Raw genomic sequence first — 24,138 nt, forward strand, 5'->3', positions numbered from 1 at the left:
TGGGGCTTAAATGATCTGGCCGGCGCTCCTTGCGGGAACCCTGATGATCCTGGTTTCCATCGTCGATATTTTTCTGACGGTTCTATACGCCCGCAAAGGATCGGGTCTTTTGTCTCCCCTTATGACCCGCTGGTTCTGGAGGGCCGTCAAGATCCTGTCCCAACCCCTCGGATCTTCCAGAGGCACGGCGCTGACCTTTGTCGGTCCGGCACTGGTGATTGTCCTCGCCGCGACCTGGGCTCTCCTGCTCCTGTTCGGTTTTGCCCTGATCTTCTGGCCCTGCCTCGGGGCGACGCTTCAAGCCGGCAAAGGTGCCACCTCCACAGACTTTCTAACGGCGGTCTACTACAGCGGCTTTTGCCTGACCACCCTGGGTCTTGGCGATATCGCGCCGCAAAGCGGCCTGGTCCGGCTGTTGACGGTCGCCGAGGCGGCCCTGGGTTTCTCCTTTTTCACCCTCACCATCACCTATTTCCTGTCGGTTTTCAGTGCCCTGTTGCGGCGGAACGCTTTTTCTTCCCTCGTTCATCAGAAAACCGGGCTGTCCGGCAAATCGGCCTTTCTGGTCGTCGGTCTGCTCTCCAAGTCCAGCCTCGGCGAGACCGGTCCCCACCTGCGGGAACTGGCAGCCGGAGTCGCCGACATCCTCGAGTCCGATCATTTCTACCCGGTTCTGCACTTCTTCCGCTTCCACGGCCGGCATTACGCGCTTCCCTGGACTCTCGCCATTCTCCTCGACACCGTCAGCCTTCTGCGAACCCTGCCACTGACCGCTTATCAGGAGATAGAACTGGAAGTCTGCCAGCTGGAAACAGCCTGCCGGGAACTTCTGCGTCAGTTGAGCGAGGATTTCATTGGGCGCCAGGCTGCAGGAGGCAACGGTTTTTCGACTGATACGGTTTCCCTCTGGCACGGTCACTATTCTGAAGTTCTCAGGGCTGTGCAATCCCGAGGCGCGCTGAGCGAGGAAGGAACGCCGGGCGGGGAGGAGTATGTCCAGTCCAGAAGCGAATGGCAGGCAGAGCTTGAGGAACTTTGCCATGCCATGGCTTTTGATGCCGAGGACATTCTGTGAGAGGAACCAGGTTGCGCAATACCTAAAAACGGATTTTCCTGTTAACTTCGGTAGCTTTTGCTTCGCCTTCATTTTTCTTCTGGTTAATCCCCAAAATCCTGATATCTGAGTATAAGCCCTTTCCAATCTTTCAGACGTTCGGTGTCGACCCCGCCCCGCACAATGCCCTGTTCCGGAGGGAAAATGACGGTTTTTCAAACCCGCTCCGCTTTTCACGTCATGGCCAAACCCACGGGCTCCCGTTGCAACCTGAGCTGTGCCTACTGTTTTTTCCTCAAAAAGGACCGCCTCTACCCTGGCAGCGACTTTCGCATGTCCGATGAAACCATGGAGCGGTACATTCGCCAGACCCTCGAAGCGCACCGGGTGCCCCGGGTGACGATTGCCTGGCAGGGGGGGGAGCCGACCCTGATGGGGCTCGATTTCTTTCGCCGCGCCGTGCAGGTGGAGAAGAAGTATCTCAAGCCCGGAATGAGCATCGAAAACACCCTGCAGACCAACGGCGTGCTGCTGGATGAGGAGTGGTGCAGATTTTTACACCAAAACCGGTTTCTGGTGGGACTTAGCCTCGACGGACCCCGTTTCTGTCACGATGCCTTTCGCCGCGATCGGGCGGGGAGACCGGTTTTCGACCAGGTGGTCCGGTCAGTCCGGCTGATGCAGAGGCACAAGGTCGAGTTCAATGTTCTCTGCACGGTCAATGCCGTCAATAGCCGGCACCCGCTGGACGTGTACCGGTTTTTCCGGGATGAACTGAAAGCCCCCTACCTCCAGTTCATCCCCATCGTGGAGCGGGTCAACGACACCGGGGACCAGGCCGGGACGGAGATTTCCGAGCGATCGGTGCAGCCTCGGCAGTATGGGAAGTTTCTGATCGACATCTTCGACGAATGGATTCGACGGGACGTGGGGCGCATGTTCGTGCAGTTCTTCGACGGCGTACTCGCCTCCTACCTGTGGGGGCGCTCGACCCTCTGCACTCTGGGGCCGACCTGCGGCGAAGGGGTGGCTCTGGAGCACAACGGTGACGTCTACTCCTGCGATCATTACGTGGAGCCGGCGTATCTGCTGGGAAACATCGGCCAGACCCATCTCGCCCGACTGGTCTCCTCCGAAGCCCAAGGGCGGTTCGGGGCGGCCAAATCCTCCGATCTGCCCGGCGACTGTCGAAAATGCGCCTATCTCTTTACCTGTTACGGAGAGTGCCCGAAAAACCGCGTTCTGGTCACGTCGGAGGGAGAGCCGGGCCTGAACTGGCTCTGCGAAGGGCTCAAGGCATTCTTTGCCCATACGGAAAAGCCGATGAAACAGATGGCCGAGCTGCTGCGGACAGGGCAGCCGGCCGAGCGGATCATGACCCTTGCCCGCAGTGGGCCAAAGGGTGGAAAACCAGACCACCAGAAACCGGAAAGGAGATAAACGATGGCGGACAAGAAACCGAACATCCTGATTCTCTGGGGCGATGATATCGGTTGGTGGAACATCAGCTACAACAACCGGGGTCAGATGGGCTACCGGACACCGAACATCGATCGGGTGGCCAACGAGGGGGTCGCCTTCACCGATTACTATGGCCAGCAGAGCTGCACGGCGGGCCGGGCGGCCTTCATCACAGGGCAGAATCCGATCCGCACCGGCCTGACCAAGGTGGGGATGCCCGGCGCCGACGTGGGTCTGCAGAAGGAAGACCCGACCATCGCCGAACTGCTCAAGCCTCTCGAATACGCCACGGGTCAGTTCGGCAAAAACCATCTGGGGGACAGGGACGAGTTTCTGCCCACCATGCACGGCTTCGACGAATTCTACGGCAACCTCTACCACCTGAACGCGGAGGAAGAACCCGAAGACCCCGATTATCCCCAGGACCCGGAGTTCAGGAAGCGCTTCGGCCCCCGGGGGGTGCTCCACAGCAAGGCCGATGGCAAGGGGGGGCAGACCGTCGAGGACACCGGCCCCCTGACCAGAAAGCGGATGGAGACCATCGACGACGAGGTCACCGAGCAAGCGCTCCGTTTCATGGAGGAGGCCCACAAGGACGGCAAACCGTTTTTCCTCTGGTACAACACGACCGCGATGCACTTCCGGACCCATCGGGCCGACAAGCACAAGGGCAAGAGCGGGCAGGGCGCCTACAACGACGTCATGGTCGCCCATGACGAACATATCGGGCAGATGCTCGACAAGCTCGACCAGCTCGGCATCGCCGACGACACCATCGTCATGTACTCCACCGACAACGGCCCTCACTACAACACCTGGCCGGATGGGGCCATCACGCCATTTCGCAGCGAAAAGAACACCAACTGGGAGGGGGCGTGGCGGGTGCCGGCCTTCGTGCGCTGGCCGAGTCGCTTCAAGCCGGGGACGGTCCTCAACGGCATCGTCTCCCATCAGGACTGGCTGCCGACCCTTCTGGCCGCCGTGGGGGAACCGGACGTCAAGGAAAAGCTTCTCAACGGACACAAGGCTGGGGAAAAAACCTTCAAGGTGCACATCGACGGCCAGAACATGCTGCCCTACCTGAGCGGGGAGGTTGAGGAAAGTCCCCGCAAATCCTTCTTCTATATCAGTGACGACGGCGACATCCTGGCGATCCGCATGGAGGACTGGAAAGTCGTGCTGATGGAGCAGAGGGCGAAGACACTGATGTGCTGGCTCGAGCCCTTCGTGAATTTACGGGCGCCCAAGCTCTTTCATCTGCGGCGGGACCCCTTCGAGCGGGCGGACGAAAATTCCAATACCTATTTCGACTGGTACATCACGCACGCCTACACCATCTATGCCATGCAGGCGGTGGTGGCGAAACAGATAGAGAATTTCAAGGAATTCCCGCCCCGCCAGAAACCGGCGTCCTTCAACCTGGATGCCGTCCTGAGGACGTTGCAGGAGGCTGGAGGAGGTGGCATGCATTAAGTTAAAAAGAGCTCTACCTGCGGCTCCCGTGAAACGACCGTAGGATCTCCTCGTCGATCTGGCGGTTGATGTGCTTTTCGGGGCTCACATCCACCTGTCTCGCGGCCTCGGTTGCTGATCTCCGAGGCCGCTTCTCCGGATCGCCCGGCTTGCCCTCGGGCGCGATTCTGACTTCCCGCTGCGGCGAAGGCATCCTGATGCCCGCCTCGTCCAGGGCCATCTTCAGGATCCGCTTGGCCTCGCTGCGCACCTTCCGAAAGCTGTAGTTGCGCTGGTCCACCCACAGGTGAAAGCGCACGAGCATGGCATACTCGCCGAAATCCTCGACGCGCATGAAAGGTTCCGGGTCGTGCAGAACGCCCGTCATGGCGGCCAGCGCTCCGCAGCCCACCTCACGGACGTGGTCGAGGTCCTCCCCGGTGTCGACGCCCACGCTGAAGTTGCATTCCCTTTCCGGGTTCCTGGAGTAGTTGACGGTCACGCTTCGAAAGACCTCGGCGTTGGGGATGCGCACGTGGTTGCCCTCGTAGGTCATGAGGATAAGTTCGCGCATGCCCATTCTCACCAGCTTGCCCTCGTTCTGACAGATGTCCACGCGATCGCCGACGGAAAAGAGGCTGCGCGAGGAGAGCAGAAACCCAGCAAGATAATTTTCAGCGATGTCGCGAAAGGCGAAACCGAGCGCGAGACCGATAAGGCCTGCTGCGCCGACAATGGCGCCCACAAGGGCGGTCAGTCCCAAAATGTAGAGGGCGAGGATGATGCCCGCGAAGATCATCAGGCGCGACATGACCCGGCGCAGGAAAATCTGCCTGAGCCGGTTGCTGCTCATGCGGGAATACAGCCATTCCCAGCGGGCGATGGCACTGCCCACCCCCCAGAAAACGACCACAATGGCGGTGGCCAATATGAGGAGCGGAAGCAGTCGCTGTAACCATGCCATCCCGCTCTCGAGTTTGCGCAGAACGGGCTCGAACCGAATGTCGAAACGGGGCTCTATGAGGATTTCGTCCACCACGTAGACGACCCCTTCGAAACGCGAGACCAGACGCTCGGCAGCCTGGGAGTCGACGATCCTGTCGGCCCGACCGGTGAGCCTGACGACTCCCGAACGCGACTCGGCCCGGATGTCCCGAAAGTCCGGAATGACGCCAAGCACCGCATTGATCCGTTCTTCCAGCCGCTGGTCGGGAACGGCATTCAGGGGGATCGAGGCTTCCTGCTGACTTGCTTCACCCGGTTCACCGGATATCTCGAACCCACCCTGCACTGCCAGGGCCGACGGGAGCCCCATGGTGAGAAAGGCCATTGCAAGCGGCACTACGATTCTCAACCGCTTCATCGCAAGCCCTCCTCCTAGAATAAAGCCTTGAAGAGCATCTCCAGCAACTCCTCGACAGGGATCTCGATCAACACCAGGGGAAGCATGGGTACGAGAGCGACGATAACCAGAGAGAGCATCTGCCGCAGCGTGAAGGGAAAGGGGTGCATTTTGCGGATGATCTCGAGCGTGGTGTCCAGCGCCGCGAGGGTTTGAATATCAACCGTCCCCAGAATCTCGGGTGATTCATAAGCCTGGCCCTCTACCCACTTGTCGGCGAAGTGCCGGTTGTACTCCAATGTCATGAGGCTGTAGGCGTGCATCTCGGTGTATTTAACGGCAAAGAGCGCCGGGCTGAACAGGAGGAGGGGTCCGAACACGACTGCAAGACAGAGCAGGACATAGAGCACGGCCACGGCAAATAACTCGGCATGTTGGACGCCCTCATAAAAAATCATGCGTTGAGCAAAGCTGCCTGAAAGCACGCACCCCATGGCAAAGACGATAGTTTTCAGCGTTGCCTGCTCCAGCCCGAGAAAACCCAGACCGCCTGCGTAATCCGCGTGCACGGGGTACAGGCGCAGTTTAAGCCGGGAAACGTTCCAGAGAAAGAGGGTCCAGATGAGCAGGCGCCAGATCCAGCGGAGGAGTAAAAAATGGAACAGTGTCAGGTTGACCACAACGTTCCACCATCCCGCCAGGGTCAGGTTTCCATCCTTCCCCAACTGCCAGTTGGAAACGGAGGCGGGCAGATCGAAAACCGGACCCACCAAGGTTCCGGCCAGGGATACGAGGAGGAGCAGGAGCTCCACCAGTCGGGAATCCCGCATGCGGCCGGCTTTTCCAACGGCGACCATGAAGCGGGGGATTTCGTTCTGCGGCACCATATTGGAGCGCACGAAGTGATTGGCCGCCATGGACCAGCGTCTGTTGACGATTGGCTCGGCAAGAATCAGGAGCGGTATCGCGACAAGCAGGCGGGCATGAGCCTTGATGGCGAGCAAGAAGGGAACCTGGACCGCATCGCCCATCAGCAGCCCCTGGGTGAGGGTCAGCACAACCAGGGGGAGCCAGGTGATGAGCACGGAAAGAGCTGCCGCCCGCCAAGTTTCGTCATGGTCCAGGTCGATCAGCCTCGCTCGCCGCAGAAGTTTGTAGAATGGACCCCCCTGGAAAAGAAAAAGGGAGGTGTCCCTGGTGCCGTTCATGGTTCTGTCCCATTTTGCAAAGGCCGGAGGCCTGGTTCCGCTCAATTGGGTTTCCCTCAGGGCAGCATTACGGAGAACTGTGCCCGCAGACCCCAGCCCTCGGGACCGAAGTCGGGGGAGTCGAGCCAGTAGCGGGCTCCGACCCCGAACTGGAGCGGTACGCCGCCAATCTTCATCAGTTGGCTGACCCGGAAGTTGAGGGGTACGAGCCACTGCTCGGACTCCCAATCGTAGGTGGCGTCGGTTGACAGGGTGAAGGATGTCAGGGTCGGTGCGACAAAGGTGATCTGGGGCTGGAGAATGGTCAGGTTGACCTCCCGGTCGTCCGGGCCGGCGAAGGACCAGAAATGATCGACCAGCATGCCGTAGATCCAGGGTCCGGCGTATCTGAAGGCCCCGGCCGAGGGTCCGACGGCCCATTGGTCCAGCCCGAGGACGTCTTTTGACGCGGTGGGAAAAAGCCAGACCGGGCCCGCGCCCCAGATCCAGCCCCCTTGTGTCAGCCGCGCCGGTGACAGATACTGGGCGGTCCTCATGTCGCTCAGACCGGTATCGTCAACGCCCTTCACCGGCAGGTCGTTCTGCCAGACGAAGGGCAGAATGGTTCGGGTTTTCAGATACCAGTTCTCGCCGAGCCTGAAGGAGAATCGCGGTATGAAGGTCACGGTCCCCACGGACCCGTCCTCTTCGGGACCGAAGTTCCAGTTCTGGTCGAACAGGAAGGTCAGGACATTGACTTCGGCGATGGGATTGGTCAAGTCCTCTGCCGCCTTAATGTCCTCTGCCTCCTGGGCCCAGGCGGGTTGGCGGTTGATCAAAAGGAGGAACAGGGCCAACAGTAAACCCGACAGAAAGCGCATCGACCCTCCCATGACTTCTCTGAGCTCGCGATGATTTATTATAAATAACTAAATAAGCCAGGATTTGAAGTTGTCAAATAAGTTTTTTCTTAAGACTGGCTCCCTTCTAGCCTCCGGCAACGCATGTTCTTTTTTTCTGGTTAATCCCAAAATTTCTGATAAGTGACTTCTAGGGAAACGCATCTGTCAGCCCTGCTCATTCAGCCAGCCATGTTTTTAATGGAGGTGGCAAAGTGGAGACCCTTGATCGCTGGATCGAGTTCGGAGCAATGGGGGTCGAGGTTCTCGCCGTGATCATCATGATGTCGGTCATTCTGATCGGGACCGTGCAGTGGCTTGCCCATCCGGACAGGCAGGTGCGCCAGGACTACTGGCGCTATCGTTTCCGGATAGGCAAGGCGCTGCTGCTCGGGCTCGAACTTCTGGTGGCCGCAGATATCATCCGAACCGTGGTGGTCGAGCCCACACTTGTGAACATGGCGGTCCTGGGAGCTCTGGTTGTCGTCCGGACTTTTCTCGGCTGGTCGCTGAGCGTGGAGATCGAGGGGCACTGGCCCTGGCAGGGAAACGGCAAGGCCAGGGAACAAAAAGGAACCGGGGAGGCCGCTGCAGAGCCGACGGCCGGAGACAGGAAGGGGTAGGAAATGGAGGATCATCTGACACGCATGCTTGAGGACCTGGTCGGCCGATTTCACGGGCCATTGACCTTCCGCTTTATCCTCCAGCCGATCATGGCGATCCTGTTCGCCATACGGGACGGCTACAAAGATGCCAAGTCCGGAAAAGCCCCCTATTTTTATGCTCTTTTCACCAGCCCGGGGCACCGGCGGGAGATGCTGCGGGAGGGGTGGAAATCGGTCGGCAAGATCTTCATCCTGGCCGTGATCCTCGACCTTGTGTACCAGTACATCGTCCTGCCCCGGTTCTTCCCTGTCGAGGCGCTGCTTATATCGACCGCTTTGGCTCTTGTTCCCTATCTCATCGTCCGCGGACCTGTGAATCGGGTCGTGCGTCGAACAGTCAGATCTTGACGGGAGATACCATTGAACACCGCAGGAAGGGATGATGAAATGACCGAAAGGGATCAGGATCTTGCACTTCGATGCCTTAACTGTGAACTATCAGGAAAGGAGCAGCCGCATGACCTTGATCGCGATCAACGTCCTGTTGGATCCGGATGCCGCCACAGTTGAAAGGGCACAGGCGGTTTACGCTCGCCTACGTGAAACTTATCCGGAGGGCTTCGCCCTCGATGCCACTACCAAGTAGGGGATTATGGTGTCGCACAGAGGAAGCTCCATGAACTCCATCGCTGCTGATCCGTTACCATCCTGGAACGATAGCCCCGCCAAACAAGGGATCCACGCGTTCCTCGCCGAGGTGACAAAGGAAGGGTCGCCCGATTTTCTGCCAATGCCGGAACGTATCGCCGTGCACGACAACGACGGCACGCTCTGGCCGGAAAATCCCATGCCCTTCCAGGCGGCCTTCGCCCTCGACGAACTGAACCGGCGCATCCCAGCCGAGCCTGCCCTCGTTTCGGATCCCATGGTGCAGGCCGCCCTGGCCGGCGACTTTGCGAAACTCCTGGAAGGGGACCACTTCGATGGTCTGATGCGGGTTTTGGCGCTCACCCATGCAGGAATGACGACCGACGCGTTTCGCGACGCCGTGGAGGCATGGCTCAGGTCGGCCAGGCATCCGCGATTCGGCCGGCCCTATCACGAACTCACCTACCAGCCCATGCAGGAGCTCCTGCGCCTTCTGCAGGCAAACGGCTTCAAAAACTTCATCGTTTCCGGTGGAGGCGCGGACTTCATGCGCGTCTGGGTCGAGCGCGTGTACGGCATCCCGCCGGAGCGGGTCGTCGGCTCGACGGCGAGGACGACCTTCGAGCTGCGCGACAGCGGGCCGGTTCTGACTAAAACCATGGAGTATCTCATCGTCAACGACAGGGAGGGCAAGCCGCCCGGCATCCATCAGTACATCTGCCGGCGACCGACAATATGTTGCGGGAACAGTGACGGCGACCACGCGATGCTCCAGTACACCACGATCAATAACCCCCGCCCCAGTCTCGGCCTCATCGTCCACCATACCGACAGCGAACGCGAATATGCCTATGACGCGAAGACGAAGAGCACCGGCAAACTTGTCGAAGCCCTCCAGGAGGCCCCCAGGCGCGGCTGGCTCGTCGTGGACATGAAGCGGGACTGGAAGACCATCTTTCGGGCCGAATCGAGCTAGCTCAAGGAGAGACACCATGAAAACGGACTGATGCACTATCCCCTAAATAAGGAGCCATAGAGCCATGAGTGAAAAATTTCCCCAAAAAGTCGGGAACAATGTTTACCCCCGCCCTGAGTATCGCTACCCGAATGGAAAGATCGGCCTGACCCATAAAGACTCCATCGCCGACTTTCCCAAGCCCCTGAAGGCGCCGGATGGCGCCCCCAATATTCTGCTGGTGATCCTGGATGATGTCGGCTTTGGCTGGCCGAGTGCCTTCGGGGGCTTGATCGAAATGTCGACGGCCGATCGCCTGGCGAAAGATGGGCTGCGCTATAACCAATTTCACACCACTGCACTATGCTCTCCGACCCGGGCTGCGCTGCTGACCGGACGCAATCACCACAGCGCCCACAGCGGAACTATCGGCGAATTGGCCACCGGTTTCCCCGGCTATGATGGCATCATTCCCAAAAGCTGCGCCACCATAGCCGAGCTGCTCAGCCAGAACGGCTATGCCACCGGCTGGTGGGGAAAGAATCACAACATTCCCGACAACCAGGTCAGTGAGGCGGGCCCCTTCGATAATTGGCCGACCAATCAGGGATTCGACTATTTTTACGGATTCATCGGCGGCGAAACCGACCAGTTCCTGCCGGCGCTGTACCGGGGCACGCGTGCTGTGCCCGTGCCCTTTTCCATCGAGGAAGGCTACCACCTGGATATCGACCTGGCCAACGACTGCATCGACTGGATGCGCCGCCAGAAGGCCATTGCCCCCGACCGTCCCTTCTTTGCGTACTTCTCGACCGGTTCCGCCCATGCCCCGCACCAACCCCCGCTGGACTGGCGCGGCCGCCATGCCGGAAAATTCGATATGGGCTGGGATGAATACCGCAAAATCGTGCACCAAAGACAGCTCGAAATGGGCGTGATCCCGGCAGGCACAAAGTTGACTGAACGCCCGGCCGAGATACCTGCCTGGGACGAGTCCAGCGATGACGAAAAGAAACTTTTCGCCCGCTTTGCCGAGAACTATGCCGATTTCCTGCAACACACCGATTACCAGGTCGGTCGCCTGGTGGAAGCGATCGAAGGGATGGGGGAGCTTGAGAACACACTGGTCATCTATATCATCGGCGACAACGGCAGCAGCGCCGAGGGCACACTCACCGGCACAATCAATGAGTTCATGAGCCTGAACGGGTTTTCCCCGACCATCGATCAGGTTCTGCAGCGCATCGACGACATCGGTCTGCCCGGCACCTCCCCCCACTATCCCGTCGGCTGGGCCTGGGCCGGTGACGTCCCCTTTCAGTGGACCAAGCAGATCGCTTCCCATTTCGGCGGCACCCGCAACGGCCTGCTGGTCTCCTGGCCCAGGCAGATTCAGGAAAAAGGGCAGGTGCGTTCCCAATTCCATCATGTCATCGACATCGCCCCCACCCTGTTGGAGGTGATCGGCATTGTCGAGCCCGGTATGGTAAACGGTGTGCCCCAAAAGCCGATCGAAGGGGTCAGCATGGCCTATTCCTTCGACAATGCCCAGGCGGCTGGCAGGCATACCACCCAGTACTTCGAGATGTTTGGCAACCGCGCTCTCTATCACGATGGCTGGATGGCATCCTGCCGCCATGGGCGCCTGCCCTGGATCAACTTTGGCTCATGGGATTTTGCCGACGACAGATGGGAGCTCTATCATGTCGCGGAAGACTTCAGTCAGTCCGTCGATCTGGCCGGACAATATCCCGAGAAACTGCGCGAATTGCAGGATCTTTTCTTTGCCGAGGCCGCGAAGTACAACGTGCTCCCGCTGGATGACCGCTTCGCCGAGCGAGCCGACGTGTCCCTGCGGCCCAGCTATTTCTACGGCCGCGATTCGGTGACCTTCTATCCAGGCATGATCCGCCTGCCCGAAGGCAGTGCGCCCAAAACCCACAATATCACCCACACCATTACGGTTGATGCCGAGGTCCCCCAGGAGGGAGCCGAGGGTGTGCTGGTCTGTTTGGGTGGTGATACCGCCGGCTGGTCCTTCTATATTATGGATGGCAAGCTGGTCTACCATTACAACTGGTTCGATATGGAGCGATACGAAGTGGTCTCCAATGGGAACGTGCCTGCGGGGAAGGTGGAGCTCAAATGCCACTTCGTCAACGAAACCAAGATACCGGGCGGCTCGGCCAGTGTGACGCTCTTCATTGACGGAAAGCAGGTCGGCACAGGCCGGATCGAGAAGCAGGTGCGCGGCCGCTTCGGTGTCGAAACCCTTGACGTGGGTGTGGATACCCTGACGCCGGTCAGTAAAGCCTACGAGCACAAGCGGCCTTTCTGGTTTACCGGGAGAATTGAGAAGGTTCGCTTCGATTTCGGAGATGGCACCGATCTGAGCCCGGAAGAAAAGATCAACCTCAAACTGGGAATGGATTAGCAACCGAGGGAGCATCGTGTGTATGACGTTGATTCCTCCGACTGACAACGTCCGAAGGGATGCTTCTCCCCAGCATGAGCTGACACCGGAAACGACCTTTGTGGGGCGCTTCTTTGAGGATCAGATCCGGAGGAACGGAGGAACGTCCGGGTTCATCCTTCTGGATGAACCCGGGTCCGCATTCAACATGCGCAACGGTCTCGCGGGACTCGCCGAACGAACGCTCGACGTGCAGTATTTCATCTGGGAGGGAGACACCACAGGCCGACTCCTGGCGGATGCGGTGATCAAGGCCGCGCAGCGTGGGATTCGGGTCCGGGTGCTCCTGGACGATTTGCACATCAAGGGTCGGGATCGGGTCATCGCCCTTCTGGACCATCATCCCCGCATCGACGAAGCAGCCTTGCCCGGGAACAGCTATCTCCTTGCATTCGATGCGCACGCAAGAGGGAAGATTGTCTGGCAGGCCATGGAGAAGGGAAAGCCTGCAAAGCAGTACCTCAAGGACCCGGAAACGAGGTTCTTGAGACGCTGTGCAGCGACAGTCCTGAGAATACTCCCTGAGGAGCAGCTCTGAGGAGGATTGCGCCAACAACGACTCCGCCGAACCTCCGATTCGTCATTCTGAACGCGGTGAGCAGCCGCAGTCCCATCGAACTCTACCGCTTCTTCCGCGACGAGCTCCAAACCCCCTATCTGCAGTTCATTCCTATCAGATAAGGTCAACCATGCTGCTAAATTCCGGGGTTTTATCTGTCATCATGCAACATCAAGGACTGTCCGGCTTGGAATATCCTCCTCGGTTTTGCGACGCTTGCCATAGATCAGCAAACGCTGAAGAAGGCTTAAATCCTTTGGCGGCTGCTTATCGATCCGACTGTATTCGATGACAACGCGACCCTCAGCTTCGCTCATTCTGAAATAGTTCAAGCAGTAAGATGGAACGTATACTTTCGGCAGAAATTTAAGGCGGGTTGAAACGGCATCGAACTTTTTGAGCCATGTCCCGGTGTTGATCACGGCCCGGCGGCCAACTCTGCGCAGCGATGGAGACTGGGTAGGCCCATACACATACACGGCCGTTTCGGGGTTTTGCTCAAAGACCCGGAGGGCGGCATCGAGATATTGTTGTTCCTTCTCGCTGCTCAGTTCGGATGGATCGACTATGATGCGGAACCGCTTCAGTGCTTTCCTGAAATCCCGCCAGACGAGGTACAGCGGCACAGCCAATGCGAGCAGGCAGAGAAAGAGGAATGTATTGATGATGAAAATGATCTGCACGAGGTTGCCGAGAACGCCGAGACCACTCAGAATCCTGTTGTTGAGAAAAATATTGGTATCGGTCAGGTCAAACCATTCCAGAGCCGCGCCCCCGAGAACGAAGATCTCGAGTCCTGAAAAAAGCAGAAAGGGCAAAATCAGCCAGCGCAGTAACGGACTCATTTCATTATAGAAATAGTTGGACATGATCCAGTGGGGAATTTGCTCTGAAGGGTAGACCGACTGAATATCCTTGAGCCAGTTATACCGACCGAATTTCGAATGTTTCCCGGCCGAGCTGACAATGCTGCTGGTGATGAAATACCCGACTGGCTGAGCGTGGGGGTTTCCGAAGTCGCGCATGCGGTTGTATGCGTCCTGCTGATTACCGTGCTCGATCCAGATTCCGTGCTGTCCAAGCTTCCTGGTGATGGCCGGTGACTGCTCCAAGCAAATGTTCAAGGATTTAAGCAAGTCGACAAATTCAGGGTAGCAGGCGATTTCGTAATCGTGGTTGCCCGGCAGCATGGTGACCCTGATCGTCTCTCCGGCCTTTTGCAGCGCGCTGAAGATGCCTGGAAACTGATCCATGACCGCGTTCAGTTTCTCAGGTCCTTGGATATCGGTGAATTCCCAGAGGCCGAAAATATCGCCGATGAGCAACAACTCGGCGTTTTCCCGCCGCCCTGCGAGATCTTCCAGAAAAGCGATCAGTTCCTGTTCATAGTCGCAGACGCCGAGGGCCTCATCACCTCCGATGTGGAGATCACTGATGAAATAATAGGCCTTAGTCATCGTGGTAACCTCTTCTCCATCTCCAGATATTGTCTAATGGGAAGATTGTAGACGACTTTCGGCTCCCTTCCCGATCAGGCTTTCGCTATCTGACGCGTGGTCGAACCTGCTTCGACCATCGTCAGGCCGATCAGGAAGAGATTGATGCCGAGCAGGATGCCTATGGAGAGGCCATTGCGCATTCGAGTCGAGGCGGATCGCGTTACTGGACCGCCATGATTTTACGCGCCTCGGCCTCCTTGTCCTTGATGAGTTCGCCGCTCAGATCGAAGGTCACTGAGTGGATGGTGCCGGTAAACTCGAAGGGCGGCTGGTAGGCCGGCGTGACCGGGGCGCCGAGATCGGCGCCGACCTTGAGGCCGGAGGTGACGCCAAAGGAGAGCGGCGTCGTGACCGCGAAATCGGTCTGACCCACGAGCTTCCCGTCGATGTAGAGCTGGGCGCGTCCCGGGGCGCCCTTGCCCTTGGCAATGTCGGGCGGGCCCGTGGCCTCGAACTCGAAGCGGAGCGCGTGCCCTCCCGGAGTGATCGGCTCGCTGGAGGCCACTTGCAGGAAGTCGCGGGCCACATAGTTCTGCACGTAATGGAGCCGGCCGTCCTGGACGAAGAACGAAAACCCGCCGTCGATGCCTCCCATCGAGACGAGCACCCCCTCGGCTCCACCTTCCGGGATCTCCACCTGGACCGTGATGGAGTGGGTCCGGTTGAGGATCTGCGGACCGGCGTTGGAGGGCACCTCCTGAGTGCGGGGATAAAAGGTGTAGCTGGTGCGTTCCCGGGCGATCTGGGGTCGTTGCTCCATGAAGCGCTCCACGCCGCGGCCGTCCACCGGGAGCACGTTGTACTTGCCTGCCTCCACATACCAGGTCCCGATCATCTCGATCAGCTTGGCGCGGCTCTCCTCCGCCACGTTGCGGTTCTCGGCCCAGTCCTTCTCGACATGATAGAGTTCCCAGCCGTGGGCATCGAGCTCGGTCAGCTTTTCGAAGGGGATCGGCTGCCCGAAGATGCCGGCCTCGGTGAAGGACGGACCGGGCCAGGGACAGACGGCGCGCCACCCGTCGTGATAGATGGAGCGGTGGCCCAGCATCTCGAAATACTGCGTGCGGTGCTTGGAGGAGGCGGTGGCATCGTCGAAGGTGTGGGCGAAGCTGTGCCCCTGGATCGGCGACTGGGTCACGCCCCTGATGTTGGCCGGGGACTCGATGCCCAGCGCATCGAGCACCGTGGGCACCATGTCGATGGCGTGGGCGTACTGCATGCGGACCTCGCCCCTGGCTTCAATTCCTTTTGGCCAATGCACGATAAACGGGTCGCTGACCCCGCCGCGGTAGGTTTCCCGTTTCCAGCGGCGGAAGGGCGTGTCGCCGGCCCAGGCCCAGCCCCAGGGATAGTGGCTGAACGTTTCCGGGTCGCCGATCTTGTCGATAAGCCTTAGGTTCTCCTCGAGGGACTCGGGAACATTGTTGAAGAAGAGGCTTTCGTTGACCGAGCCTGTCGGTCCCCCCTCGGAGCTGGCCCCGTTGTCGGAAATCAGCATGATCAGGGTGTTGTCGAATTCGCCGATCGATTTGAGGAAGTCGAGCAGTCTGCCGATATGGTGATCGGTGTGGGTGAGGAAGCCGGCGAAGACCTCCATGAAGCGGGCGTAGAGCTTCTTCTCATCGGCCGAGCACTCGTTCCAGGGCTTCACGTCCGGATCGTGACGGGAGAGCTCGGTATCGGGAGGCACGATGCCCAGCTCCTTCTGCCGCTGGAAAGTTTTTTCCCGGTAAGCCTCCCAGCCGTCGTCGAAAGCCCCCCGGTATTTGTCGGACCACTCCTTCGGCACGTGAAACGGGGCGTGCATCGCTCCGGTGCAGAAGTACAGGAAGAAAGGCTTGTTCGGGGCGACCTGCTTGGCGTCGGCGATGAAGCTCACGGCCTTGTCCACCAGGTCCTCGGTGAGGTGGTAGCCCTCCTCGGGCGAGCGTGGCTGCTCGACCTGGTGATTGTCCGCCACCAGATCCGGGTAGTACTGGTGTGTCTCGCCTCCCAGGAATCCGTAGAAGCGTTCGAACCCGCGGCCGAGCGGCCAGCGATCGTAGGGTCCTGCCGCCGAGATCTGGTCGGCCGGGGTGAGGTGCCATTTGCCGAGGGCGTAGGTGTTGTAGCCGTTCTGGAGCAGCATCTCGGACAGGAAGCCGTTCTCGAAGGGGATGTTGGCGTTCGCTCCAGGGTAACCCGTCGAGCCCTCGGTGATGCAGGCCATGGCGTTGGAGTGGTGATTGCGGCCGGTGATGATGCAGGAGCGGGTGGGCGAACAGAGCGCCGTCGTGTGCATGTTGGCGTAGCGCAGGCCGCCCGCGGCCAGGGAGTCGATGTGGGGCGTAGCGATGGGGCTGCCGTAGCAGCCGAGTTGCCCGAAGCCGATATCGTCGAACACGATGAACAGGACGTTCGGCGCCCCATCCCTGGCCCGTCGCGGTTCGGGCCAAGCCGGCTGCGAGACGTCGAAGGTGCGGCCGATAACGCCGTTGAATGCTTTCCCGGGCTTATACTCCTTGAGGGCCATTGTTTCCTCCTCCCTGCGTTCGGGTTGTCTGTTGGATCGCCTTATCTGGGCCGGAGAACATGCGCCCAGGCGAAAAGTCCCATTTACCCCGGCCATCACCCAGCGCCATAAGCCGGTGTGCTCATCTTTGTCGTTCTCGAACAGTTCGACGGAAACGTTAATTAAAGTTTTTGAAAATTATATTTATAGGGATGTTTAGCATTGGAATTGATCCTGTCAAGGCAGGCTTTGAATGGCAATGTTCGACCGGTTTCATGAGCAGAGCGCGCGATCTGATCAAAAAGGATTAGTTATAGAGATTTTTGCTGCAATGCAATGTTTGATACTGAGGAGTGCTGTTCTTAAAATTGACATGGTGATAAAACCTGTTAATTGTCTCCTTGTTCATCCGAGGACAAAAAGGCGTATTTGATGATGTATACGGGTTTCTTTACGATCGTTCAGGAAAGGAGATGTTCGAAACGAAATGACCGAAAGAATGCAGGATCCTTCCCCCAAAAACCATCGATCATCTCTATCGAACAGGCTCCATTCCTTCTTTGGGTCAGAAGTGGAGCCGAAGAACCTGGACAGCAACATGCTGTCGGTGGATCGCACCAGGCTGTCCCACGAGCGCACCATGATGGCCTGGATCCGGACAGGGCTGTCGCTGATCTCCTTCGGTTTTACCATCTACAAGTTTTTCCAGATCATGGGCGTCGGGAGCCCGGGGCAGGATCGGATCGGGGCGAGGGTCTTCGGGGGACTGATGATCGTCATCGGGATTGTGGCGGTCCTTCTCGCCTCGCTGCAGCACCGGCACGAAATGCAGAGCCTGCGGGCGGCGGGGATTCCGGTGCCTCCTTCAATGGCCACCATCATCGGCGGACTGGTCTCGATTCTGGGGATCCTCGGCCTTCTGGCGGTCATTTTCAGGGTATGAGTGTCATAGTCAGGCTTGTGTCGATCGAAAAATTTTGCTTTTTGTGGCCGACTTGCCTCTTTGTCCATGCCTGATATTTTTGAGAAAAAACTTCCCTTTTCGATGAGGTGCCCGATGAAAAAATCGGCTTTTAAACACATTCTGCCGACACTCCTGGTCGCCGTTTTGCTTGGTGCCTGTTCCCCGCCTCAAGAAGACTTTCGCTACTCCGAATTTCTCGGCGATTATTCCGGGTTCAAAGCAGTGAAAAAAGCCAGAGGCGCGGAAGGGTATGCCAAACCCGATCTTGATCTTTCGGGTTACGACCGGATCATGGTGGATCCGATAATTCTCATGGTGGGGGATGATGAGCGTTTGGCCAAAGCCGACCTTCGATACCTCGCTGAATCCTTTCATGAGGCATTGGTTTCCGAATTAGGTCAGTCCTTCGTGATTGCTGACCAGCCGGGGCAAGGTGTGCTGCGTCTGCGCACGGCGCTAACCGAAGCGATTCCAAAGGACACAGTGGGCATGGTTTCCGATCCCAGTCGCCATAGTGACAGGCCCAGGCTGGCCCCCAAGGGAGAACAACCGGACATTGAAGTCCCTGTAAGCGTTGCCTCCATGGAGATGGAGCTGCTCGATTCTTCCACGGGGGAGCGCCTTGCGGCCATAAAAGACCGCAAAGGGGGGCCTGCGTCGGAAACTTCTCCGCAAGACACCATGCAGGAGATCTTCGACTTCTGGGCCACCAGCACCAACGATATTCTGGTCTCTCTCAGAAATAGGGGAGCCAGGTGAGGACGGAACGCTGCTGTGCAAAGCTTCTTTCACATTAGGTGATTCGGAGAAAATCGGAGCTTTGTACACCCGTCAATCCTCGAAAAGGTGCCTGAGAAGCAGGTTGTGAACTTCGGTGGCCTGCAGGGAGTCGCTGTCGAGCAACCTGGGATCGCTGGTCATGAGCAGGGGTCCTCCAGAGGAGTTCTCGGGCATCCTCCCGTGCGAGCCTTTGACCAGGGAGGCATCGAGGGGAACGATATTCAGTGGGGAGCGGAAGCCGAGGGCTTTTTTCGCCTGGAAACAGGCGATTTTCAGCCCGGGGAAGGGGATGCGGGAATCGATGAACAGCTCGCAGGGGTCGTAACCCGGCTTAACGTGGATGTTGACCGTGCGGGCGTAATCCGGAGCTTTTGAATCGTCCAGCCACCAGTAGTAGCTGAACCATCTGTCAGCCTGGGCGAGGAGGACGATTTCCCCCGCCCTTTCATGGTCGAGCCCGATCTCCTTTTTTTCCTCTTTTCCCATCACCTCCACTCCGGGGATGGAGGAAAAGATCTCCTTCACCGCCATGACCTCTTTCGGTTGCCGCACGTAGATATGGGCCAGCTGATGATCGGCAACGGCGAAAGCCCGGCTTGTGCAAGGGTCCAGGTATTCCTTGCCGAGATCGGTCTTCAGCGACAGAAGCCCGGCTTTCCTGAGAATCCGGTTGGGGTGGACGACCCGATTTACCGATGTGATGCCGTATTCGGAGAGAACCAGGATCCGGCAACCCCGATTGCGAAAGAAGGCGAGCAGGGTGCCGCAGAGGGCGTCGATCTGCTGAAGATCTCCGGCCACGTTGCCGTCGGGGCCGACCCGCTGCAGGCCGTAATCGAGATGAGGGAGGTAGACCAGTTGCAGCGATGGTTGAAACTCCATCTCCATGGCCATGGCCGCCTTGCCGATCCACTCGCTGGAGGCGATGGAGGTCGCCGGCCCCCAGAAGCGGAACAGGGGGAAGCGTCCGAAGTCCCGATTGAAGCGGTCCCGCAGCTCGAGCGGCACGGTGTAGCAGTCAGGGATCTTGCGCCCGTCCGCACAGTAGAGGGGGCGCGGGGTCAGGGTCCAGTCGACGTCGCTGTTCATGGCATACCACCAGAAGGTGTTGCATACGGTGAAAGCGGATGACCGGCGTCGGGCCTTGTGCCAGATCTTTTCCCCCTGCACCAGCTTGTTGGACTGCCGCCAGAAGTGCACCTCCCCCTGTTCCCGGAAGTACCACCCGTTCCCCACGATGCCGTGTTCCGCAGGCATTTTTCCGGTCAGATAGCTGGCCTGGACCGAGCAGGTGACGGCGGGAGTCACAGGCCGGACGGGAACGCTTGATCGGAGCAGGGAATTGAGGTTCGGGGTGGCCGGGGTTCCGAGCAGGGAGGGGGTCAATCCGACCACGTTGAAAACGACGGTCCTATGCATGAAACCGCTCCTGCAGCCACTGAATTTCACGGATGACCGACTCGGCCGGGCTGTCTCCGCGACGGTCCTCGGGCAGTATCCTCCAGGTGTAGGTCTCCACTTCCAGCAGGCTGTCTTGAGAAATCGATGGCAGCAGTTCAAGCAGATCATCCTGGGTGGTTTCGAAGGGACCGACTGTCGCGCGGTGAATCGGCACGTGGAAATGGCAGCGCCATTCCTCTTCCGGTTCGGGTGTCTTTTGAGACAGGGCCTGCGGGATATCGGAGAAGCGGGTAACGCGACCCTGGTGGTCCCGCACGAAAACCTGATGCAGATAGCAGGGTTCGTCCAGCAGGGCGAGCTGAGCCGGGGATACCCCTTTCAAGCGGATTGCGGAGGTAATCTGGAGCTTGACTATGGAAATCTGCCGGCTCTCTAGTACGGCCAGGGCCTGCACAAGGTTTTCGAATGTCACCGCATGATGGCAGCAGTCGAAGCAGACACCCAGATAAGGCTGCAACAGGGAGGAGATCTCCAGGGAGTCGAAGAACCGGCAGACGTCGTCAGCCGTTTCCAGCAGGCAGCCGGGTTCCGGCTCGAGAGCCAGCAGAATTTTCTTTCCCGTCTTTTCATTGATCTTATCGAGGAAGGTCAAGACTGTCTCCAGGTTCTTCCGGATTTCGGGATCGGCTGCGTCGGCCAGGGTCCTGAAACCGAGGGGAACCGTGGAGATGGAGCCGGTCATGCCGGTCGGCAGCCACTCCCGCAGAAGTTCCGCCAGGCGCAGGGTGTAGGCGGCTCTGTCCCGACTGGTCCAGTCCGGAAGGTAAACGCTCTCCTTGATTCTGCTGCCGTGGAAGGCGCCGAAAGGAAACCCGTTGAGGGTTGGGATGGTGCAATCCTTCTCGTCCAGCCATTGACGGAAAAAGGCGCGGTCGCAGATCGTCATCTCCCAAGCGGCCCGCGCGGAAAGCCGCAGGCCGATCGGGAAGGAATCATCGGGGGAGACGGCGGCTTTGATGACCGGCACATACTGTCGCAGCGAGGAGAAGGTTTCCGCCCAGCTCTCGGCGGCATGGATATTGGTGCAGTAGGTGATGCGGGGCTTGGAAGGCATTGGTTGACCTTTCGATGGACAAGTCAAAAGCATTGACCACAGAGCACACAAAGGGCACAAGGGAAGTAAAAACCTCTTAAACCTTTTTTGAACGCAGATAACTGCGGATAACGACGGATAAAAGATTCTCGGGTTTCGGCCTTATCTGCGTAAATCCGCCTTGATCTGCGTTCGATCCGAAGGATTTTTCCCGGTTTCGCTGTTCTCTGTGGTCCTCTGTGTGCTTTGTGGTGAAAGGTTTTCAGGGTTTTCCGCAGGTCGATTGAGCCGCCAATCGCTATGCTATTCTTGGTAAAAACCAATTCGGTGAAGGGAGTCTGGCCTTGGATCAAACTGCTTTCAGCAATCGGCCGGTTGAGGGAATTCCCGGGCGATGCCAAGAATCCGTCGTTCAGAAATTTACCCTCAACGTCGAATACCCGGTCGTTTTCACCCGGGATATCTTCAAATCCTGCAACAGAACCCTGGCGCAAATTCTGCTCCGGGATGCAAAGCCGGGCAGGAGGCGTATCGCCGTCTATATCGACAAGGGAGTTGTCGATGCAGATCCTGCTGTCCTGCAGCGCATTCAGGATTATTTTCAGAAATGCGGCCAGGATCTCCAACTGACGGGACCCATTCAGATCGTTCCGGGAGGCGAGGCGATCAAGAACAGCCCCAGGATGATCGACAAGCTCTACCAGCAGTTTCTGGAGCTTTGCCTGGACCGGCATTCCTATGTTCTGACCATCGGTGGCGGCTCGGTCCTCGACCTGGTCGGTTTCGCCGCCGCGACCTTTCATCGCGGGATCCGGCATGTCCGGGTGCCGACCACGGTGCTGGCCCAGAACGATGCGGGCATCGGCGTGAAGACAGGAAGGAACTTCTGTGGGGTCAAAAACCTGGTCGGCTCCTTCCAACCGCCCTGGGGGGTGATCATCGACGGCTCTTTCCTGGACACGCTCCCCGACCGGGAGAAACGGGCAGGTCTTTCCGAAGCCGTCAAAGTCGCCCTTATCCGGGATCGCCGGTTTTACGAGTGGATCCAAAACAATGCCACCGTCCTCGCCCGCTTCGAAACCGGGGCGCTGCACCGCCTGATCCGCAACTGCGCCCTTTTGCATCTGCAGCATATCGTTGAGGGCGGCGATCCCTTCGAAAACGGCAATGCCCGGCCCCTCGACTTCGGCCATTGGTCGGCTCATAAACTGGAGGTGCTGAGCGGCCACGATTTGCGGCACGGCGAAGCGGTGGCCATCGGTATCGCCCTCGACGCCCGCTACTCGGTCCTCGCCGGACACCTGGCCGACCCTGACGACAGCCGAATCGCCGGCCTGCTCCGGCGCCTCGGTTTTTCCCTCTGGCATCCGGTCCTCGAACAGCGGGATGGGCGGGGTCGGCTTCTGCTGCTGCAGGGGCTGCGGGAATTCCGGGAGCACCTGGGCGGAGAGCTGAGCATCACCCTGCTCAAGGAGATCGGATGGGGCGTCGAAAAAGGACATATCGACACGCGAATAATGAGTGAAGCGGTGGCCTGGCTTCATTCACGTCACATAGAGCATACGGGACAGCCCGACCGCAGGCAGGAGAAGAAGCAGCACCGAGATACTGTACGGCCATCCCTGAATACCCGCGACATAAAACGCATCGAGGATGGGAATTCCCAGGATGAGCATTTTGACCGCGGCCTTCAACTGCGGGGGCCGGGGCCGGATCAGGGCCCGGAACAGCGCCGGCCCGGTCAACAATCCGAGAAGGAACAGGAAATAGAGAGCATCGAGCTTGAGCAAGCCCTGCGCCGCCAGCGCGAGGAGCGCCAGATAGAGCAGGACGATTCCCAAGGGGGTTGCGCGAAACAACCTCCCGGGATCGCCCCCGGCCTCATAGCGGCTGATCCGGGTCAGGAGGAAGACATAGCAGAAGCTCAACAGTGGCAGGAACAGCTCCCATCCCAAGGCCGGAAAGAGAAGCGACATGCCGAGGATTAGATTGACCGCCCGGCAGGCTCCCATGGCGGCCGGGCCGAGGATCTCCTGCTCCTTGTAAAACAGATTATAAGCGATAATAAGACCGCCAAGCGCCAGGCCGACCAGCAAGGCCGGCCAGCCGGACCAAAGGGCGGCGGCCAGCCCGAAACCGAAGAGAGCCACACAGAGGAGACCCGCCTGCCCGACACCAATCCTGCCCGAGGGGATCGGGCGTGACGGGCGTTCATGGCCGTCCTTGTCTCTGTCCACGACATCATTCAGAACGCACCCGGCCGCATAGAGGCAGGAGGTGGAGAGCAATAGCGGACCGACGAGGCTCAGGCGAAAACCGCTGCCCGCGGCGATCAGGTAGCCGGCGAGAACATCGGCCATGGCGGTAAACAGATTCGGCAGCCGCACCAGTTCCAGCCAGGCCTGAGCCGGCCACCTGCTCATGGCTCTCTTCCCTGCCGACAAACTGTGCTGCCTGACCTGACTCACGATCAATCGTCCCCCAGATCGAATCGGGGCGAATGCTTGAGAAAGTTGCAGGGGTTGCCGAAAACGACTTTACGAATTTCGCTGTCCGGAAACAGCCCACTGTTGCGCATCAGCATCGCCACCTTGGGTACCGCCAGGGGGTCGGAATAGCCCCAGTCCGCCGATCCGTTGACGATCATCCGGTCGGTCCCGAAGCGGGTGATCATGTTCACCGCCCGTTCCGCGCTGAGCTTGGTGACGTAATAGACCGTCATCCCCACCCAGCACCGGGTTTTGAGGGACAGCTCGATGGTTTCCTCCGTGTTGTGATCGATGACGATTCGCTCCTGGTCCACCCCCTCCTCTTCCAGAATCTCGATGATCCGCTCGATCCCTTTCCGCTTGTTCTGATGAGGGGAGTGGATGACGATCGGCATTCTGCGCTCGTTGCCGATGCGCAACTGCCGCCGAAAGACGGCCTCCTCCTGATCGGTGATCAGATCGAAGCCGATCTCCCCGATCCCGACCACGCTCTCCCTGTCGAGGTAGGCTTCCATGGCGTCCACCACCTGGTCGGCGATGGAATTGCGCGCCTCCTTCGGATTGAGGCCGAGCATGGCGTAATGCTTCACACCGTTCTTTTTCGCGCGCTCCGTTTCGAAGCTGATGATGTGCTCCCAATAGTCCTCGAAAGACGCCACGGAGGTCCGATCGGTGCCCGACCAGAAGGAGGGTTCGACGCAGGCGACGATCCCGGACACCGCCATGTTGTAGTAATCGTCGGTGGTACGCACGAAGGTATGGATATGCGGCTCGATGCACTTCATT

20 protein-coding genes are annotated in these 24,138 nt (G+C 58.9%); 12 read left to right on the forward strand and 8 right to left on the reverse strand.

The annotated features are described in order from the left end of the window. The first annotated feature begins 10 nt into the window (after positions 1-10). The 3 genes from R2940_07470 (at position 11) to R2940_07480 (ending at position 3,988) form a co-directional block, all read left to right on the forward strand. The gene (locus R2940_07470; GenBank protein MEZ4599612.1) at positions 11-1,075 is read left to right on the forward strand and encodes an ion channel; all 1,065 of its coding nucleotides are present in this window, start codon (positions 11-13) and stop codon (positions 1,073-1,075) included. A gap of 183 nt (positions 1,076-1,258) precedes the next feature. Beyond that, positions 1,259-2,494, forward strand: a complete 1,236-nt coding sequence (locus R2940_07475) for an anaerobic sulfatase maturase (GenBank protein MEZ4599613.1) — start codon at positions 1,259-1,261, stop codon at positions 2,492-2,494. 3 nt (positions 2,495-2,497) lie between these two features. After that, positions 2,498-3,988: an arylsulfatase gene (locus R2940_07480; protein MEZ4599614.1), complete on the forward strand. Its 1,491-nt coding sequence runs from the start codon at positions 2,498-2,500 to the stop codon at positions 3,986-3,988. Between the two features lie 13 nt (positions 3,989-4,001). On the opposite strand, the gene R2940_07485 is transcribed toward R2940_07480, so the two are convergent. Genes R2940_07485 through R2940_07495 form a run of 3 tightly spaced genes read right to left on the reverse strand, consistent with a single transcriptional unit; the run spans position 4,002 to position 7,377 of the window. Next, positions 4,002-5,330, reverse strand: a complete 1,329-nt coding sequence (locus tag R2940_07485) for a mechanosensitive ion channel family protein (GenBank protein ID MEZ4599615.1) — start codon at positions 5,328-5,330, stop codon at positions 4,002-4,004. A gap of 14 nt (positions 5,331-5,344) precedes the next feature. Next, the gene (locus R2940_07490; protein ID MEZ4599616.1) at positions 5,345-6,562 is read right to left on the reverse strand and encodes a hypothetical protein; all 1,218 of its coding nucleotides are present in this window, start codon (positions 6,560-6,562) and stop codon (positions 5,345-5,347) included. An 11-nt stretch (positions 6,563-6,573) separates the two neighbouring features. Then, entirely contained in the window at positions 6,574-7,377 is an 804-nt protein-coding gene (locus R2940_07495) for a hypothetical protein (GenBank protein ID MEZ4599617.1), read from the reverse strand. 233 nt (positions 7,378-7,610) lie between these two features. On the opposite strand from R2940_07495, the gene R2940_07500 reads away from it, so the two are divergent. The 6 genes from R2940_07500 to R2940_07525 all read left to right on the forward strand — a co-directional run bounded on the left by R2940_07500 (position 7,611) and on the right by R2940_07525 (position 12,614). Beyond that, complete coding sequence (locus tag R2940_07500) at positions 7,611-8,018, forward strand: DUF1622 domain-containing protein (protein MEZ4599618.1); 408 nt, start codon at positions 7,611-7,613, stop codon at positions 8,016-8,018. A 3-nt stretch (positions 8,019-8,021) separates the two neighbouring features. Further along, positions 8,022-8,408 carry a hypothetical protein gene (locus R2940_07505; GenBank protein MEZ4599619.1) on the forward strand — a complete coding sequence of 129 codons (387 nt, stop codon included), beginning with the start codon at positions 8,022-8,024 and terminating at the stop codon, positions 8,406-8,408. 109 nt (positions 8,409-8,517) lie between these two features. Continuing rightward, entirely contained in the window at positions 8,518-8,646 is a 129-nt protein-coding gene (locus R2940_07510) for a hypothetical protein (GenBank protein ID MEZ4599620.1), read from the forward strand. A gap of 30 nt (positions 8,647-8,676) precedes the next feature. Continuing rightward, a complete protein-coding gene (locus R2940_07515) occupies positions 8,677-9,624 on the forward strand; it encodes an HAD family hydrolase (protein MEZ4599621.1) in 948 nt (315 codons plus the stop codon). Between the two features lie 64 nt (positions 9,625-9,688). Then, positions 9,689-12,037, forward strand: coding sequence for an arylsulfatase (locus tag R2940_07520; protein MEZ4599622.1), 2,349 nt, complete (start codon positions 9,689-9,691; stop codon positions 12,035-12,037). Positions 12,038-12,059: 22 nt separating this feature from the next. Beyond that, positions 12,060-12,614: a hypothetical protein gene (locus R2940_07525; protein ID MEZ4599623.1), complete on the forward strand. Its 555-nt coding sequence runs from the start codon at positions 12,060-12,062 to the stop codon at positions 12,612-12,614. Positions 12,615-12,796: 182 nt separating this feature from the next. Here R2940_07525 and R2940_07530 read toward each other — a convergent pair whose 3' ends face one another. Both R2940_07530 and R2940_07535 read right to left on the reverse strand, forming a co-directional pair. Continuing rightward, complete coding sequence (locus tag R2940_07530; protein MEZ4599624.1) at positions 12,797-14,092, reverse strand: metallophosphoesterase; 1,296 nt, start codon at positions 14,090-14,092, stop codon at positions 12,797-12,799. Between the two features lie 202 nt (positions 14,093-14,294). Next, positions 14,295-16,646, reverse strand: coding sequence for an arylsulfatase (locus R2940_07535; protein ID MEZ4599625.1), 2,352 nt, complete (start codon positions 16,644-16,646; stop codon positions 14,295-14,297). 466 nt (positions 16,647-17,112) lie between these two features. Here R2940_07535 and R2940_07540 point away from each other — a divergent pair, with 466 nt between their 5' ends. Both R2940_07540 and R2940_07545 read left to right on the forward strand, forming a co-directional pair. Continuing rightward, entirely contained in the window at positions 17,113-17,568 is a 456-nt protein-coding gene (locus R2940_07540) for a DUF202 domain-containing protein (protein MEZ4599626.1), read from the forward strand. Between the two features lie 114 nt (positions 17,569-17,682). After that, positions 17,683-18,348: a DUF3313 domain-containing protein gene (locus R2940_07545; protein ID MEZ4599627.1), complete on the forward strand. Its 666-nt coding sequence runs from the start codon at positions 17,683-17,685 to the stop codon at positions 18,346-18,348. 72 nt (positions 18,349-18,420) lie between these two features. Here the strand turns inward: R2940_07545 and R2940_07550 are convergent, their stop codons facing one another. Together R2940_07550 and eboE are read right to left on the reverse strand one after the other, a co-directional pair. Further along, entirely contained in the window at positions 18,421-19,788 is a 1,368-nt protein-coding gene (locus tag R2940_07550; GenBank protein MEZ4599628.1) for an alkaline phosphatase family protein, read from the reverse strand. After that, positions 19,781-20,884 carry a metabolite traffic protein EboE gene (gene eboE, locus R2940_07555; GenBank protein MEZ4599629.1) on the reverse strand — a complete coding sequence of 368 codons (1,104 nt, stop codon included), beginning with the start codon at positions 20,882-20,884 and terminating at the stop codon, positions 19,781-19,783. Before eboE ends, R2940_07550 begins: the two co-directional genes overlap by 8 nt. A 323-nt stretch (positions 20,885-21,207) precedes the next feature. Here eboE and R2940_07560 point away from each other — a divergent pair, with 323 nt between their 5' ends. Further along, positions 21,208-22,851, forward strand: coding sequence for a 3-dehydroquinate synthase (locus R2940_07560; protein ID MEZ4599630.1), 1,644 nt, complete (start codon positions 21,208-21,210; stop codon positions 22,849-22,851). A 482-nt stretch (positions 22,852-23,333) separates the two neighbouring features. Here R2940_07560 and R2940_07565 read toward each other — a convergent pair whose 3' ends face one another. Further along, on the reverse strand, positions 23,334-24,137 hold the full coding sequence (locus R2940_07565; protein MEZ4599631.1) for a TatD family hydrolase: 804 nt from the start codon (positions 24,135-24,137) through the stop codon (positions 23,334-23,336). Between the last annotated feature and the right edge of the window lies 1 nt (position 24,138).

The organism is Syntrophotaleaceae bacterium (assembly GCA_041390365.1).
Lineage (GTDB): Bacteria > Desulfobacterota > Desulfuromonadia > Desulfuromonadales > Syntrophotaleaceae > JAWKQB01.

Coding starts and splice junctions, on each gene's coding strand:
- R2940_07470 (MEZ4599612.1), top strand. CDS start 11: ATGATCTGGCCGGCGCTCCTTGCGGGAACCCTGATGATCCTGGTTTCC.
- R2940_07510 (MEZ4599620.1), top strand. CDS start 8,518: ATGACCTTGATCGCGATCAACGTCCTGTTGGATCCGGATGCCGCCACA.
- R2940_07480 (MEZ4599614.1), top strand. CDS start 2,498: ATGGCGGACAAGAAACCGAACATCCTGATTCTCTGGGGCGATGATATC.
- eboE (MEZ4599629.1), bottom strand. CDS start 20,884: ATGCCTTCCAAGCCCCGCATCACCTACTGCACCAATATCCATGCCGCC.
- R2940_07505 (MEZ4599619.1), top strand. CDS start 8,022: ATGGAGGATCATCTGACACGCATGCTTGAGGACCTGGTCGGCCGATTT.
- R2940_07565 (MEZ4599631.1), bottom strand. CDS start 24,137: ATGAAGTGCATCGAGCCGCATATCCATACCTTCGTGCGTACCACCGAC.
- R2940_07540 (MEZ4599626.1), top strand. CDS start 17,113: ATGACCGAAAGAATGCAGGATCCTTCCCCCAAAAACCATCGATCATCT.
- R2940_07550 (MEZ4599628.1), bottom strand. CDS start 19,788: ATGCATAGGACCGTCGTTTTCAACGTGGTCGGATTGACCCCCTCCCTG.
- R2940_07525 (MEZ4599623.1), top strand. CDS start 12,060: ATGACGTTGATTCCTCCGACTGACAACGTCCGAAGGGATGCTTCTCCC.
- R2940_07520 (MEZ4599622.1), top strand. CDS start 9,689: ATGAGTGAAAAATTTCCCCAAAAAGTCGGGAACAATGTTTACCCCCGC.
- R2940_07530 (MEZ4599624.1), bottom strand. CDS start 14,092: ATGACTAAGGCCTATTATTTCATCAGTGATCTCCACATCGGAGGTGAT.
- R2940_07485 (MEZ4599615.1), bottom strand. CDS start 5,330: ATGAAGCGGTTGAGAATCGTAGTGCCGCTTGCAATGGCCTTTCTCACC.
- R2940_07545 (MEZ4599627.1), top strand. CDS start 17,683: ATGAAAAAATCGGCTTTTAAACACATTCTGCCGACACTCCTGGTCGCC.
- R2940_07535 (MEZ4599625.1), bottom strand. CDS start 16,646: ATGGCCCTCAAGGAGTATAAGCCCGGGAAAGCATTCAACGGCGTTATC.
- R2940_07475 (MEZ4599613.1), top strand. CDS start 1,259: ATGACGGTTTTTCAAACCCGCTCCGCTTTTCACGTCATGGCCAAACCC.
- R2940_07495 (MEZ4599617.1), bottom strand. CDS start 7,377: ATGCGCTTTCTGTCGGGTTTACTGTTGGCCCTGTTCCTCCTTTTGATC.
- R2940_07515 (MEZ4599621.1), top strand. CDS start 8,677: ATGAACTCCATCGCTGCTGATCCGTTACCATCCTGGAACGATAGCCCC.